Here is a 15098-nt window from a genome sequence, read left to right on the forward strand (position 1 = left end):
AGCCGGATGGACGTGACAGCCACCGAAACATGTTCTGCCACCGCCACGTACTCAACGCCTTTTCGGCCGGGTTGGCACGACTGCCTTCCCGGCTTAATGCGTCAGCATAACCATGCGCCGAGCACAAGCACGCAGCACCCAGCGATTCGCCGACGCTTGCTTTTAAAAGCGCGTCGGCACGCCAAGCTACGTGAGACAACATGAAACGGATGCTAATTAACGCAACCCAGCCCGAAGAGCTGCGGGTTGCACTGGTAGATGGCCAACGCCTGTACGATTTAGATATTGAATCTGGCGCCCGCGAGCAGAAAAAAGCCAATATTTATCGGGGTAAAATTACCCGAGTAGAACCCTCCCTTGAAGCCGCTTTTGTCGATTTTGGCGCTGAACGCCATGGCTTCCTTCCGCTGAAAGAAATTTCCCGCGAATACTTCATTAAAGATGTGTCTGGCCGTCCGAGCATTAAAGAAGTGCTTAAGGAAGGCCAGGAAGTCATCGTTCAGGTAGACAAAGAGGAGCGCGGCAACAAGGGCGCAGCGCTGACTACCTTTATTAGTCTGGCGGGCCGTTTTCTGGTACTTATGCCGAACAATCCCCGCGCAGGCGGCATTTCGCGCCGTATTGAAGGGGATGATCGCAGCCAGTTAAAAGACGCCATGGGCCAACTCACTGTGCCCGACAAAATGGGCCTCATTGTTCGCACCGCAGGTATTGGCCGTAGCCCAGAAGAGCTTCAGTGGGACTTGGACTATCTCGTTCAGGTATGGGAGTCCATCACCACAGAAGCCGGTAAGCGCTCCGCACCGTTCTTAATCTACCGTGAGTCGAACGTCATCATTCGCGCCATGCGCGACTACCTGCGCCAGGACATTGGCGAGGTACTGATCGACAGCCCCGAAATTCACGCAGAGGCGCTGGCATTTATCCGCCAGGTGATGCCCTCCTACCAGCAGAAAATTAAGCTGTACGCAGATGAAGTCCCCCTCTTCTCTCGCTTCCAGATTGAGTCGCAAATTGAAACCGCTTATCAGCGGGAAGTAAAACTGCCCTCTGGTGGCTCGATTGTGATCGACCACACTGAAGCCCTGGTGTCCATCGACATCAACTCCGCGCGTGCTACGCGGGGCAGCGATATCGAAGAAACCGCGCTGCAAACCAATTCCGAGGCGGCTGACGAAATTGCTCGCCAGCTGCGCCTGCGGGATATCGGCGGCCTGGTGGTGATCGACTTTATCGACATGGGTCCTGCGCGCAACCAGCGCGAAGTAGAAAACCGCATGCGCGATGCGCTGAAACTGGATCGTGCACGCGTTCAGATCGGGCGCATTTCACGTTTTGGTCTGATGGAAATGTCCCGCCAGCGTTTGCGTCCGTCGTTGGGCGAAACCAGCGGCGTGGTGTGCCCGCGCTGTAATGGCCAGGGCACCATTCGCGATGTGCGTTCGTTATCGCTCTCTATCATGCGCCTTATTGAAGAAGAGGCCATGAAGGAGCGCAGCGCGCAGATCCGTGCCATCCTGCCGGTGCCGGTCGCCACCTACCTGTTGAATGAAAAACGTAGCGTATTGGCAGACATTGAGTCTCGCCAAGGCGTGCGCGTGGTGCTCCTCCCCAATCCGGATATGCACACCCCTCATTACGACGTTCAGCGCTTACGGGTGGATCACCTCGACGAAGACGAGAGCCAAACCCTCTCCAGCTTTGAACTTTCTACCGATACAGAAGTTGGTAAAGAGCCAGATCCAAGCTTTGCAGCCCCCGCACAGCGTGCCGAAGCCGCTGTAAAAAGCGTCGTGCATAACGCGCCCGCTCCGGCCTCACTGCAAACGGAAGAAGCGCCAGCCAAAGCTGCTGCCGCACCGAAACCGGCACCTGCAGATACCGAACAGCCCAGCGTCTTGGGTCGTTTTATCCGCGGCCTTGCCAAACTGCTAGGGGGCGATGACAGCACTCAGCAGCCAGCACCGGAAGCACCTGCGCCCCGCAAACGGGCTGAGGCAACCAGCAATAATCGCCCGCCGCGCAACGAGCGTCGTTCAAAGCCGGCTCAAGAGCGTAACGATAACGCCTCTAAAAATGAGCAGCGTAACGATAGCAGCGCAAAAAACGAGCAGCGCGGCAGTGATGCCAACAACGTCTCCCGCAATGACGATAGCAGCGATAAGCGCAGCGGCCCTAACCGCACACGCAATCGTCGCCGTCATCCGCAGCAGGATGATGCCAAGCCGCAAGACAACGCACCTAAGAGCGCTCGCCAGAAAGAGTCCTCTGCGAAAGATGCGCCGAAAGAGGATGCTGAGAAACCCACGCCTCAGCCGGAAAACCGTCGCGAAAAGCAGCGGGATTCCAAGCCTAAAAGCGATGACACGCGCGCTCCGGCGGCCCAAGATGACGAAGGCAAGCAGGACGATGGGAAGCCAAAGCGCACCCGCAACAACCCGCGCAACCGTTCGCGCAAGCAGGCTCTCAACGCTCAAGCTGAAGCAGAGCAGCTAAAACTTCAGGCTGAAGCCGCACAGGCGCCCCAGCCGCAAGAAGCACCCGCAACGGCTGATGTTTCTGAGACTCCAGAGCCCCAAGCGACTGCGTTGGACGAGGCGGCAGTAGCACCGCAGGCAGCCCCTGCACCAGCGGCCAATGAGGCAGCCCCTGAGCAGCCCGCAAGCGTTGCCAAGGAAGAGAGTGCTGAGCAAGCAGCGCCAGCGGCTGAAGACAATACGACCGCAGAGCGCTCGGCGAAGAGTGCTGAAAAAGCACGCAAGTCAACGCGTCAACGTCGCAACGCCCATCCTGAGTCTGCCGAGAGCATCTCCAAGGCTGACGAAGCCACCGCTGAACAGCAACAGGCAACAGCACACGACCCGGTACCAGAAACGGCCCCTGCCGTAGAGGAAGCACCTAAAGCGGTTGACGCAGACAATGCTGACCACAAGCCGACAATGGACAGTGCCGAAGCAGACGTGCGCACACCGGAAGCTGCGACCGAAAGCACAGCGCCTGCTGAAGAACTCAACACTCCACAGGAAATTCAGCAAACTGCTGAGACTGCTGAGACTGCTGAGACTGCTGAGACTGCTGAGACTGCTGAGACTGCTGAGACTGCTGAGACTGCTGAGCAGAGTAGTGATCAACCTCAGCAAGCAGAAGCGCCAGTAGCTGATCAGCCTGCAGTGGTTGAGGAGCCCTCAGCAACTGAAGAGCCCTCAGCCACTGAAGAGCCCTCAGCCACTGAAGAGCCCTCAGCCACTGAAAAGCCCTCAGCGATTGAAGAGCCTCCAGTCGTTGAAGCACCTTCGGCAGAGGAAGTACCTGCAAGCGCAGTTAACGAAGAGCCGACTGCTGCAACCGAGCCAACTACAGCTGCGGCGAGCGAAGAAGCACCTCGTCAAGACGCTGCTGTTGAGGCTCAAGCAGAGGCAGACTCGGTGCCAGAAGTGCAACAAAGTGAATCTGCTCAACCTACCGAAGAAGCGCCAGCGTCTGAACCTGCTAGTGCAGCACCAACGGCTGAGGCGGAAGAAACACCCAAACCCCGCCGTCAGCGCCGTCGTGCTCATAACGACCCGCGCGAACTGCGCAAGCAGCAGGCGCAGCAAAACTCGCAAGAGTAATCGTTAGCGTCAAAAAAACCCCGCCTCGGCGGGGTTTTTTATGGCTAAAAAGCAGCTCCATTAGACCATTCGAGGTTCAGGCTCTAGGGTAACGGCAAATCGGTTCCATACCGCTTGGGCAATGGTGTCTGCAAAGCGCAATAGCCCAGGACGGTCGCCTCCCCCAAAGTGCACCAGTACCAACGCTTGACGATCATGAACGCCAAACGCTCCCTCTCGGTGACCTTTCAAGCCACACTGATCAATCAACCAACCTGCTGCCAGTTTAGTTTGGCCATTGAGCTGAGGAAAGTGAGGAATCCCGGGATACTCTTCCAACAATCGTTTGGCCTGATCACCACTCACCAACGGGTTCTTGAAAAAGCTGCCTGCATTTGCCAGCTGGGCTGGATCAGGCAGCTTTTCCTGACGGATCGCACACACCGCTTGGGCAATTTCCAACGCCGTGGGCGACCCCGACACGCGGGCGGCTAAATCGCCATAACCTAGGACGGGCTTCGGAATCACAGACAATCTTAACGCTAGCTGGGTAATCACCACGCTTCCCGCCAGCGCTTGCTTAAAGAGGCTATCACGGTAGCCAAACTGGCATTCGTCCACGCTCAGCCAGCGCATCTCCCCCGTTGCCAGCTCAACAATTTGCACCGCTTTTAGCACGTCGCTCAGCTCGACACCGTACGCACCAATATTTTGCACGGGCGCGGCACCGCAATCACCCGGAATGAGCGCAAGGTTTTCAGTGCCCCAAAGGCCACGCGCTGCCAGTGCCATCACCAAGGAGTGCCAGTGAACACCTGCTCCTACGTAGGCGATAACGCTCCCTTTGTCTGACTCCAGCCACCAGTGACGAAACGCAGGACGAATCGCGATGCCGTCAAGCTGGGGTGGCAGCAGGACATTACTCCCGCCTCCTAACAACGTCACCGGCCAGTGATGCTCGCGGGCCTCTGCCAGTACGTCTTGCAAGTGCGATAGCGAAGCAGGAGCCGCATAGCGCGCTGCCTGGCACGGTAGGCGCAGCGTATTGGCGGTTGAAAGATCGACACACGTAGGCACAGACTTCCTGTTAACGCCCACGGGACAGCTCTTCGATCAATCCAGCACTGGCCCGCTCAATCATATCCAGCACCCGCTCAAACCCCGCTTCACCGCCGTAGTAAGGGTCGGGAACATCGGTATCAGGCAGCCCTGCATACGCTAGGAATAGGCCTATTTTTGCTTGGCTATCAGCAGGCTTGAGCGCTTGCATGGCGGCCAAATTATCGCGATCCATCCCCAGCACATAGTCAAATTCAAGGAAATCGCTCGCTTTTAGCTGCCTGGCACGTAGATGGCTAATATCGACACCACGGCGCAACGCGGCCGCCTGAGCGCGCTTATCCGGTGCTTTACCAATGTGCCAATCGCCCACACCGCAGGAGTCGATAGCAACGCGCTGACTAAGCCCTGCACGGTCAAGCGCCTGCTGAAAAACCCCCTCTGCTGTTGGAGAACGGCAAATATTACCCAAGCACACAAACAGCACACGGGTCATAGGCCACCTCCTTCGTTCTGCGCGGCCAACAGCGCTCTCACCCGCTCTAAATCCTCCTGGGTATCGACTCCGGCAGGATTCACCGTGCTCGCCAGGGCAACTTGGATAGCATAGCCATGCTGCAAAGCGCGCAATTGCTCCAACTGCTCCAACTGCTCAAGGCTTGAGGGGGGAAGGTCTTGGTAAGCCGCTAGGAAGCTGGCGCGATAGGCGTAAATGCCGATATGGCGTAGCCAAGCATCGGTTTCTAGCAGATTTGGCTGTGTTTTAAAGTGCTCGCGATCCCAGGGAATGGGCGCCCGGGAAAAGTACAGCGCCCGCCCTTGCAGAGAGCGCACCACTTTCACCACGTTAGGATTGAACAGCGTCTCAACGTCTGCAATGGGCTCGGCCAAGGTTGCCATGGCTGCATCAGGATCATCCGCAAGGCGCAGCGCCACCTGATCAATAAGCACAGGAGGAATCAGCGGCTCATCCCCCTGCACATTCACCAACAACGTATCGCCGCTAAGGCCTAACCGCTCGGCGACCTCGGCCAGGCGATCCGTGCCCGACGGATGGTCATCACGAGTCATCACCACCTCAGCGCCATAGGGCAGCATGGCATCACGAATCCGCGTATCGTCGGTCGCCACCACCACGCGGCTGGCCTGACTTTGGCAGGCACGACGCCAAACATGAGCCACCATAGGTTCGCCTGCAATCTCAAGTAATGGCTTGCCCGGCAAACGGGAAGAACCAAAACGAGCAGGTACAACAGCTATAAATTGCGGTGTCACGTCAGCCATTACGCCTCCCCGGTGCGACCAGGTGAGGTGGATAACTTTTCGTCGACATCCATTTTGCGCGCTTCTTCGGGCAGCATCACGGGAATACCGTCCTGAATCGGGTAGGCTAAACCGTCGTAATGGCAGCAAAGCTCCTGTGCCTCGCGGTCATACTTCAGTTTGCCGTTGCAGAGCGGGCAAACCAGCATTGCCAATAATTCCTTATCCATGGGTGCATCCCCTTTGTGTTAGTTCGGACAGCCTGCTTCGCAGCCAATCCTCAAATGCTTGTGGAAGCTGTGCTTCCACCTCTAATACCCAGCTATCAGGCGGTGCAAACGTCTGACACTTCACTGCGTCTTTAGCCGTCATGATGATTGGGCGTGGCGGCGTAAACTGAAATGTGTGTGCATCAAATGAGTGGTGGTCTGCTAAGGGGTGCATCTCCCCCTGAACACCTAATCCCCGCAGCGTATTAAAGAATCGCTCCGGATTACCGATGCCTGCCAATGCATGCACCGGTAGCTCAAAGGGCAACGGCTGAAGTGGTGAGTGCTGCCCGGTGGAGAGATAACGCCAGCGCTGAGGCTCTAATTGCATCGCCACACTGGGCACTTCGAGCGGGCTTTTCAGCGTGCCATTGACAATCACCGCATCCACATCGGCAAGCCGAGTCGGTGCTTCCCTTAACGGCCCGGCGGGCAGACAGCGCTGATTCCCCAGCCCACGCGCGCCATCAACCACGACTAACTCAATATCTCGCCCTAAGGCCAAGTGCTGCAAGCCATCATCGCTAATAATAATATCGCAGCCTTGTTGCACTAGCGCTTGCGCCCCACGAGCGCGTCGCGGATCCGCCACCACAGGGACCCCCGTTTGCTGTGCCAGCATCAGCGGCTCATCACCGCTATGCTGCGGGTCGGTTGCTGATGTGACCAACAGCGGGTAGTGCGGAGCTTTTCCGCCATAACCACGGGTCACAATGCCGGGAGAATATCCCTGCTTTTGTAACCAGCGGCTTAGCCAAGCCACCAGCGGCGATTTGCCCGTGCCGCCCAGGGTAATATTACCGACGACAATCACCGGCACCGGCGCTTGCCATATTGGCACCTCACCCCGGCGGTAGCGTTGCTCTCGACAACGCATAAGATAACGGTATAAATTACCTAGCGGATAGAGCGGTGCTAACCAACCACTGCCCTCATACGCCGCCTTTAGCCAGCGCTGCCCAAGGCTCATTCACTCTCCTGAAACTGCAGCTGATGCAGCGCGGCGTAAGCGCCACCTTTATCTAGCAACGCTTGGTGGGTGCCTTGCTCAATAATGCGGCCTTGATCCATCACTAAAATCCGGTCAGCACGCTCTATGGTGGATAGCCGGTGGGCAATCACCAGCGTGGTGCGGCCTTCGCAGACGCGCTCCAACGCCTTTTGAATATAGCGCTCTGATTCAGTATCCAAGGCAGAGGTGGCTTCATCCAAAATCAGAATAGGGGCATCTTTAAAAATCGCCCGGGCAATGGCAAGCCTTTGGCGCTGCCCACCTGACAACATAACGCCGTTCTCACCGACGATTGTTGCGTAGCTTTCCGGCAATTTTTCAATAAATTCGCTGGCATAGGCAGCCTCCGCCGCCGCCTTAATGGCGGCCGGGTCAGGGTCTGCCACCCCATAGGCGATATTGTCAGCAATAGAGGCGTTAAACAGGGTGACCTGCTGGGACACCAGGGCAATATTCTGACGCAGGGGCCCCAAGGCGTATTCATCAGCGTTTACGCCGTCAATTAAAATGCGCCCTTCGCTGGGACGATAGAAACGTGGCAGCAGGCTGACTAACGTGGATTTGCCGCTGCCCGAACGGCCCACAATGGCCACTAGCTCACCTGGGGCGACGTTTAGCTCCACATTGTGTAGCACGTTAGGCTGGTCGTCTCCGTAGCGGAAGCTGACATTCTCAATCACCACATTGCCTAAGAGCTTGCTGGGAATGCGCGTGCCTTCGTCCTGCTCAGGCGCTAGGTCGAGAAGGCCAAACAGCTCAGAGGCGGCGGCTATGCCTTTCTGGATTTCACTATTCACCTCAGTGAGCTGTCGCACAGGTTTGATCATCAGGGCAGCGGCGGTAATAAACGCGACGAACTCACCCGGCGTCATGTTTTCCATCAATGACGGCGCCATGGCCAGCCAAACTAGCAGCGCCATAGAGAGGGCCACCAACATCAGCACCACCGGTGAACTGACCGCACGGGTCATTGCCTCTTTCATACTTTGGCGACGGTTCTCTTCGCTCACCCGCTCAAAGCGCTGCTTTTCATAGGCTTCCGCACCGTGAGTACGCACCACGCGATAGCCAGAGAGCGCCTCAGAAGCCACATGCGTCACATCGCCCATCGAGTGCTGAATACGCTTGGAAATACGCCGAAAGCGCTTGCTCACGTAGCTGACCACCCCGGCAATAATGGGGGTAACGCCCAAAAACAGCAGCGTGAGCATCCAGTTGGTCCAGAAGAGATAACCTATCAACCCCACAACGAACAGACCTTCCCGCAGGATGATGGTGACGGCGTTGGTCGCCGCTCCTGCCACTTGCTCAACGTGATAAGTCACCCGCGAGACCAGATGGCCGCTTGAGTGGTGGTCGAAGAACCGGCCTGGCAGATGCAGCAAGTGGGCAAACACATCGCAGCGCAGCGTGTGAATGACGTAGCGGCCCACATAAGCCATAAAATAGGTGCTTAAGAAGGTTCCCAACCCGCGAGACGCGAACATCAGCACCACGAACAGCGGCAGGAAAAACCTGAAAGCAGCATCTGGGTTTTGAATTCCATCAATTAGCCGCTTCATCATTTCCGCCAGCGCGGTACTTGACGCTGCGTAAATTACAAACCCCACCACCGCCAGCGCAAACGCACGCCAGTGTGGCTTAACGTAACCCAATAACCGTTTATATAACATCCAACCTGAATCAGTCACACGCGCTCCCGGCAGTAGTGTGCAGTGTGAGCGATTCTACCTGATGGTGACGCGCTTCAACACCGCTTATGACCACCGGGCAAGGGACGCAAAGGTTGAAACGTAATGGGCTGCTGCCGGACGAGTGAAAATGTTAGCGCCCCATCCTGGGCAGTGCTCCATAGACAGCTCTGCTGTTGCCGGAAGCGCCGAACAACTTCGTCAACGGGATGGCCGAAGGAATTATCTCGTCCAGCACTAAACACCACGTGCTGCGGCTGTGTCTCGCGCACAAACTGAATCCCTGAACTGGTGGCGCTGCCATGATGCCCCGCCACTAATACGCTTACAGGACCATCAAGCAGCGTTAGCAGCTGTCGCTCCACCTGACGCCCAACATCACCGGTGATCAGCAGGCTATGCTCACCCGCATTCACCATCAGCACGCAGGAGCGATCATTAGAAGAAAGCGTATTCTCGCCTTTTGGCGGCCAGAGCACGTGATAGGAAATGCCATCCCGCTGCCAGCGCTGCCCTTGTGCGCAGCGCTGGTGATTCACAGAAAGCGCCTCCCCGGCGGGTGCCGACCACTGTGCCACGTGGTGGTCAGCCAAGAGCGCATCGACTCCCCCCGCATGGTCGCTGTCCGCATGACTTACCATAACGTGATCGAAGGATTGCCCTGGTGGCCAAAGGCTTTGTAGCGGCATAAAACCGCTGCGAAAACGTGGGCCCGTATCGTAGAGTAATCGAAAGCTGGCACTGCGTAGCTCAATTAACTGCCCTTGCCCCACATCGTAAACAGTCACCTGTAACTGCCCAGCAGGCATTAGCTGCTCTCTTGGCCACCAGGGAATGGTGAGCACCAGCGCTGCTGAGCCAACGCGCAGCCAGCGGGGAACGGCAGGCAATCCCCAACATAGCGCCAGCAGCACCAAGCTACCCGCTAATGGGTAAGCCAAATGCGCCGGTGGCTGCCAAAGCGGAGCGGCCTCTACAGTCACCACCAACAGTTGATGAAACAGCGCCAAAGCTTGCTCAAATGTCCACCAGGGCACCAGCCCAATGACCGGCAAGGGTGACATTAGCCAACCCAGAAGCGCAGTCGGCACCATCACGGAGCTCACCCAAGGCACGGCTAAGAGATTCACTAACGGGGACGCAGGCGCCACACGTCCGAACGCAAAGAGCACCGCCGCCGCCATTAACGGCGCTAATAACAGCTGTGAGCGCAGCAGCGCCCAGCACCAGCCTCTCACACCGCGCGGCTTAGCTCGTCCCTGCCAGATGATGATCAGCCACCCTACCGCCACAAATGAAAGCCATAACCCAGGCCGCCAAAGTGCTAGCGGGTCAACCATCAGCACCAGCGCCAGTGCAAGCCACCAAGCTTGCCAGGGCCCCGGCGCATGGCGTCCGCTCAGTACCCACAACCCCAGCAACGTCATAATCATCGCGCGCATTGCCGGGGGCGCCAACCCGGCCAACACCGCGTAGCCAACGGCGGCAACGCCCGCAAGCCACCAGGGCCATGTGCGCAGCCGCCAGTTGGTAGGTGAAACGACACGTGCAGCATAGCGCCCTAACAGCAGCACGAATGACGCTACCAACCCGACATGAAGGCCAGAGATCACCACAAGGTGTGTGGTCCCCGTGGCGTTTAACAGTGCCCAGTCATCCTGAGTCAGCTGTTCGCCATCTCCTAGAGTCAATGCGGCCAGCCAGCGCTGAGTACGCGGCTCTAAGGGAAGCTGTGTGAGAAAATCGCGTGCCCATGGACGCAGCCGTGGCGAGGCCTGATCAATCCGTTGAGGCAGAGGCTCTGAACGAATGTACCCCGTCGCATGGATGCCTTCGCGCCACAGCCATTGCTCATAATTAAACGTATCAGGGTTCTTGAAACCAGCAGGAGGACGCAAGCGCAACGTCATCTGCCAGCGCTCGCCCACCCTGTACTCCTGTGCGTCGTATGCACTGACCCGCACTCGGAGTAAGTGGTCACAGGGCAGTAAATCAGCGGGAGCAGCGCAACGCTCAATGATTAGCCGCAGCCGCTGGGCATCTTGATGCTGCTGAACATCAACCACTTTGGCACGCACCGCAAGATCTTGGCCGCTTAACCCAGCGGGTAGCCGACGCGCCCACTCCTGCTGAATACTAAAAGCAATGCCTCCCGTCATCAGCAACCAAATAAGCGCTTTTGGCCGCCACGCACTGACCCCTAATAGTGCGATGAAAAACGCTATTGGCAGGAGCCATACACCGCTCTGCCCATCGCCCCACCCAACCAAAAGGCCACCGCCCAGCGCCGCCAACGCAGCAGGCATTGCGATGCCGTGCCTCATGCGCCCCTCCCTGGTGCTCAACCATTACTGTCTGCGCCGTAGCCGAAGCCCTACGCTATATGGATAATAGAAACTACTTATCGCAAGAGTACCTGACATGCCGCGCCGTTTCCTGCAGCGCTACATGCCAAAACCCGACACGCTGAGGCGCCAGCGCTCATTGCGCTTTATGGCACCGCTGATCGCGGATCCGGGTTTATGGCTATTAACTCGACGCAGCGTTGCCAACGCGTTTAGCGTCGGGCTTTTCTGCGCGATGCTGCCCATCCCCTTTCAAATGGTGGTGGCAGCGCTCGGTGCGCGTCTCAGCCGTTGCAACTTGGCTCTCTCGGTGGGGCTTGTATGGGTGACTAACCCACTGACTATGCCGCTGATTTTTTATGCCAATTATCGCATAGGAACGTTCTTGCTTGGGGCACCCGCGCGGGAGGCCCCTTCACGGATCTCTACTCGCTGGATCGCCGAGCAGATGCACGATATTTTGCCGCCGCTGCTGCTGGGTTCGTTGATAACGGCCATTGTGCTTGCGGTCGTCGCTAACATTGGCATTCGCCTTATCTGGCGCTGGCACGTTTCCCATAACTGGAAGCGCCGCCGCCTTAAAAGACGGCGGCGCAGGGCTCGCATCGAATCAGAGTTTGACGATTAAACTAGCGCATCGCTATGCCTGAGCGACCAAGCGCCCCCCATCCAACTTCATGACACGATCTTGATGGGCAGCAAGGCTCACATCGTGAGTCACGATCACAAATGCACAGGCGCTCTCTTTGGCCAGCTCATCCATCAGCGCCAGAATAGTCGCTGCGGTGGTTTGGTCCAGGTTACCGGTCGGCTCATCCATTAATACGAGGCTTGGGTCAGTCACTAGCGCCCGGGCAATCGCCACTCGCTGGCGCTCACCGCCCGACAGCTCACCCGGCTTATGGTCGGCACGCGCTTTCATCCCCACCCGCTCTAGGATCTGCATAGCGCGCTGTTCAGCCACTTTTTTAGACTGGCCGCGAATAATCAGCGGCAGCGCAGCGTTTTCCACCGCCGTAAATTCCGCCAGCAGATGGTGGAACTGATACACAAAGCCAATATATTGATTACGGAAGCGGCCCAGCGCGGCTTCGTTCAAGCCTGACAGCGGCTCACCGCCAATCACAACGCTTCCATCGCTCGGGCGGTCTAGGCCGCCAAGCAGGTTCAACAGCGTGGTTTTGCCCGAGCCCGAACTGCCCACAATCGCGACACGCTCACCGGCATGAACCGTCAGTTCAAGCTGGTCCAGCACGGTAAGGTCCTGAGGGCCTTCGCTGTAGATACGGGTAAGCCCCCGGCATTCCAGCATTACGGCGTTAGAGGTGGTTGACGTCATCGGGGCATCCTTATTCATAGCGCAGTACATCAGCAGGCTGAACGCGAGCAGCTCGCCATGCGGGATAAAGCGTCGAGAGGAACGTCAGGCCAAACGCGGCCAGTACGATATCGCGCACATCGCTCCACTCCAGACGCGACGGCAGGTCGCTAATGAAGTAAACCCCCGCATCCAGGAATTGAATACCAAACGCCGTTTCAAACCAGCCAATCAAATCGGAAATGGTGAGCGCCAGCAGAATGCCCACGGTAACGCCTACCGCAATGCCGATCAGGCCAATCGCTAGCCCCTGCACAATGAAAATACCCATAATGGAGCCCGGCGTGGCACCAATGGTGCGTAAAATAGCAATGTCCGCACGCTTATCCGTCACCACCATCACCAGCGTCGACACAATATTGAACGCGGCAACTGCAATAATCACGGTCAACAGCAGCGCGATCATGCGTTTTTCCATCTGAATCGCTTGGAAGAGATTGCCATGGGAGAACGTCCAGTCGGAGCCGCTGTAGCCTGGGCCCAACTCGTTCACAATGGCCTGAGTTTCGCTACCGGCGATAAACAGGTCATCTAGCTCTAGGCGCAAACCACCAACCGCATCGCCCATGCGTGCCAGCGTTTGCATATCTTCAATATTGGCGTAGGCCAAATTGGCGTCTAGATCGGCACCTACACTGAAAATACCGCTGACGGTAAACCGCTTCAGCCGGGGGAAAACGCCTGCTGGCGTAATAGAGGCTTCTGGCACCAGCAGCGTCACACGATCACCCACGCCAACGCCTAGCCTGCGGGCGAGCATCGAACCCAGCACGACATTCCATTCACCGGGCACTAGATCCGCCAACTCTCCTTGGCGCATGTGCTCACCAATAATGGAGACCTGGTCTTCCCAATCCGGATGAATGCCGTTAACCATCGCGCCCTGGTTGCGGCCGCCAGCGGAGAACATGCCCTGCTGCTCAACGTAAGGGGCTGCACCAATTACTCGATCGCGCTGTACTAATTGCTCTGCCAACGCCTCCCACTCTACCAACCCTTCCTGGGACTCAATTTTGGTGTGGGGCACCATGCCTAAAATGCGCGTGCGCAGCTCGTGATCAAATCCGTTCATCACCGACAGCACGAGAATGAGTACCGCCACCCCCAGCATCAGACCCAGCATCGATGTTAGGGAGATAAACGAAATAAAGTGGTTCCGGCGTTTAGCGCGCACATAGCGCAGCCCCACCAGAAAAGGCAAACGATCAAGCATGGCTACATTCCTTAATAATGGGCGTCCATGGTACGGTTTTTTTAACATGGCTGCATGTGCAAACGCAGCCTTAGAGTCGCCCTCTCCAAGGCCGTTCCCTTTATAACGGTATCGCTTGCAAGTTGAGGAGCAACCCCCTAAATTGCGCCCGACCCTCTTGCCCGCCGGGTAAGCTTATTCTGACTAGTGAGAGCACCTTTTACGTTGGCTACCAAGACTCACCGCTTATTGCCCGAATGGCACCCTCAAGATGGCCTACAGCTCACCTGGCCCCGTCCAGACGGCGACTGGGCTTATATGCTGTCGCGTATCGAAGCAACGCTTGAGCGCATTGTGCTTGCCACGGCGCGCTATCAGCGCGTGATTATCAGCGTGCCAGACGAGGCGACCCATCAGCGCCTGAACGCCACGTTCGATGCCTACGGCATCCCCAAACATCAGCTGCTGCTGATTGTCGCACCGACCGACGATACCTGGGCGCGAGATCATGGGCCGATCACGGTATTGGACGAAGATAACCAGCCGCTGCTGCTGGATTACACCTTTACCGGCTGGGGCGGTAAATTCCCTGCTGAGCGGGACAATCAGCTAACCCAGTGGCTAGCCGATGCGGGCGTATGGGCCTGCCCAGTCTCTTCTCGGGAGATGTTGCTGGAAGGCGGGGCTATCGAGACTGACGGCGAAGGCACACTGCTCACCACGGAAGCGTGCCTGCTCAACACAAACCGCAATCCATCGCTCTCTCGAGAAGACGTTGAAGCGCTTTTGGCAGATGACTTTGGCGTAGACCGCGTGCTGTGGCTAGCCAATGGGCATTTAGAAGGCGACGACACGGACAGCCATGTGGACACCCTGGCACGTTTTTGTAACCCCTCGACCATTGCCTATGTGCGCTGTGACGACCCCACTGACCCACACTACACGGCCCTGCAGGCAATGGAGCAGGAGTTGAAAGCCTTCCGTCAGCGTAACGGAGAGCCCTACCAGCTTATTCCGCTGCCCTGGCCCCAGGCTTGTTTTGACCCGGAAGATGGGCATCGCCTACCGGCCACCTATGCGAACTTTTTGATTATTAATGATGCGGTGCTGGTGCCTACCTATGGCGACCCAGCCGATGTCACCGCACTGCAAGCGCTGGCCGTCGCTTTCCCAGAACATACGCTGATCCCCATTGAGTGCGTCAGCGTGATTCGTCAGCACGGCAGCCTGCACTGTTTAACCATGCAGCTACCCAAAGGTACGCTTGTGCCTGCGACCACTCACTCTTAAGGAGGGCAG

12 protein-coding genes are annotated in these 15098 nt (G+C 57.4%); 3 read left to right on the plus strand and 9 right to left on the minus strand.

All coding sequences use genetic code 11. The features are described 5' to 3' along the window. Positions 1–200: 200 nt before the first annotated feature. Positions 201–3611, plus strand: coding sequence for a ribonuclease E (gene rne / locus R0J87_RS11695; protein WP_498886310.1), 3411 nt, complete (start codon positions 201–203; stop codon positions 3609–3611). Between the two features lie 60 nt (positions 3612–3671). Here rne and murB read toward each other — a convergent pair whose 3' ends face one another. From murB to R0J87_RS11730, 7 genes are read right to left on the minus strand one after another with little or no spacing between them, the layout of a single operon-like run. Then, complete coding sequence (gene murB, locus R0J87_RS11700; protein WP_498886311.1) at positions 3672–4667, minus strand: UDP-N-acetylmuramate dehydrogenase; 996 nt, start codon at positions 4665–4667, stop codon at positions 3672–3674. Between the two features lie 10 nt (positions 4668–4677). After that, positions 4678–5145, minus strand: coding sequence for a low molecular weight protein-tyrosine-phosphatase (locus tag R0J87_RS11705; protein WP_498886312.1), 468 nt, complete (start codon positions 5143–5145; stop codon positions 4678–4680). Continuing rightward, positions 5142–5933 (minus strand): 3-deoxy-manno-octulosonate cytidylyltransferase, encoded by a 792-nt coding sequence (kdsB, locus tag R0J87_RS11710; RefSeq protein WP_498886314.1) that lies wholly within the window; start codon positions 5931–5933, stop codon positions 5142–5144. The genes R0J87_RS11705 and kdsB overlap by 4 nt, the downstream gene beginning before the upstream one ends. Continuing rightward, positions 5933–6142, minus strand: coding sequence for a Trm112 family protein (locus tag R0J87_RS11715; protein WP_188638426.1), 210 nt, complete (start codon positions 6140–6142; stop codon positions 5933–5935). The genes kdsB and R0J87_RS11715 overlap by 1 nt, the downstream gene beginning before the upstream one ends. Continuing rightward, positions 6135–7151, minus strand: a complete 1017-nt coding sequence (lpxK, locus tag R0J87_RS11720; RefSeq protein WP_498886315.1) for a tetraacyldisaccharide 4'-kinase — start codon at positions 7149–7151, stop codon at positions 6135–6137. Before lpxK ends, R0J87_RS11715 begins: the two co-directional genes overlap by 8 nt. After that, positions 7148–8884, minus strand: coding sequence for a lipid A export permease/ATP-binding protein MsbA (gene msbA, locus R0J87_RS11725; RefSeq protein WP_498886317.1), 1737 nt, complete (start codon positions 8882–8884; stop codon positions 7148–7150). The genes lpxK and msbA overlap by 4 nt, the downstream gene beginning before the upstream one ends. 56 nt (positions 8885–8940) lie before the next feature. Continuing rightward, positions 8941–11208 carry a DNA internalization-related competence protein ComEC/Rec2 gene (locus R0J87_RS11730; protein WP_498886319.1) on the minus strand — a complete coding sequence of 756 codons (2268 nt, stop codon included), beginning with the start codon at positions 11206–11208 and terminating at the stop codon, positions 8941–8943. 97 nt (positions 11209–11305) lie between these two features. Here R0J87_RS11730 and R0J87_RS11735 point away from each other — a divergent pair, with 97 nt between their 5' ends. After that, positions 11306–11857 carry a DUF2062 domain-containing protein gene (locus R0J87_RS11735; RefSeq protein ID WP_404342074.1) on the plus strand — a complete coding sequence of 184 codons (552 nt, stop codon included), beginning with the start codon at positions 11306–11308 and terminating at the stop codon, positions 11855–11857. A 12-nt stretch (positions 11858–11869) separates the two neighbouring features. Here the strand turns inward: R0J87_RS11735 and R0J87_RS11740 are convergent, their stop codons facing one another. Continuing rightward, a complete protein-coding gene (locus R0J87_RS11740; protein ID WP_404463231.1) occupies positions 11870–12568 on the minus strand; it encodes an ABC transporter ATP-binding protein in 699 nt (232 codons plus the stop codon). A 10-nt stretch (positions 12569–12578) separates the two neighbouring features. Beyond that, the gene (locus R0J87_RS11745) at positions 12579–13820 is read right to left on the minus strand and encodes a lipoprotein-releasing ABC transporter permease subunit (protein WP_253503016.1); all 1242 of its coding nucleotides are present in this window, start codon (positions 13818–13820) and stop codon (positions 12579–12581) included. A gap of 204 nt (positions 13821–14024) precedes the next feature. Here R0J87_RS11745 and R0J87_RS11750 point away from each other — a divergent pair, with 204 nt between their 5' ends. Continuing rightward, on the plus strand, positions 14025–15089 hold the full coding sequence (locus tag R0J87_RS11750; RefSeq protein WP_498886322.1) for an agmatine deiminase family protein: 1065 nt from the start codon (positions 14025–14027) through the stop codon (positions 15087–15089). Positions 15090–15098 lie beyond the last annotated feature (9 nt).

It is taken from the genome of Halomonas sp. SIMBA_159, from assembly GCF_046536035.1.
Classification (GTDB): domain Bacteria; phylum Pseudomonadota; class Gammaproteobacteria; order Pseudomonadales; family Halomonadaceae; genus Vreelandella; species Vreelandella venusta_A.

Excerpts from the sequence above, each read along its gene's own strand:
- rne (WP_498886310.1), top strand. The coding sequence starts at position 201 with ATGAAACGGATGCTAATTAACGCAACCCAGCCCGAAGAGCTGCGGGTT.
- R0J87_RS11705 (WP_498886312.1), bottom strand. The coding sequence starts at position 5,145 with ATGACCCGTGTGCTGTTTGTGTGCTTGGGTAATATTTGCCGTTCTCCA.
- kdsB (WP_498886314.1), bottom strand. The coding sequence starts at position 5,933 with ATGGCTGACGTGACACCGCAATTTATAGCTGTTGTACCTGCTCGTTTT.
- R0J87_RS11715 (WP_188638426.1), bottom strand. The coding sequence starts at position 6,142 with ATGGATAAGGAATTATTGGCAATGCTGGTTTGCCCGCTCTGCAACGGC.
- lpxK (WP_498886315.1), bottom strand. The coding sequence starts at position 7,151 with ATGAGCCTTGGGCAGCGCTGGCTAAAGGCGGCGTATGAGGGCAGTGGT.
- R0J87_RS11730 (WP_498886319.1), bottom strand. The coding sequence starts at position 11,208 with ATGAGGCACGGCATCGCAATGCCTGCTGCGTTGGCGGCGCTGGGCGGT.
- R0J87_RS11735 (WP_404342074.1), top strand. The coding sequence starts at position 11,306 with ATGCCGCGCCGTTTCCTGCAGCGCTACATGCCAAAACCCGACACGCTG.
- R0J87_RS11740 (WP_404463231.1), bottom strand. The coding sequence starts at position 12,568 with ATGACGTCAACCACCTCTAACGCCGTAATGCTGGAATGCCGGGGGCTT.
- R0J87_RS11745 (WP_253503016.1), bottom strand. The coding sequence starts at position 13,820 with ATGCTTGATCGTTTGCCTTTTCTGGTGGGGCTGCGCTATGTGCGCGCT.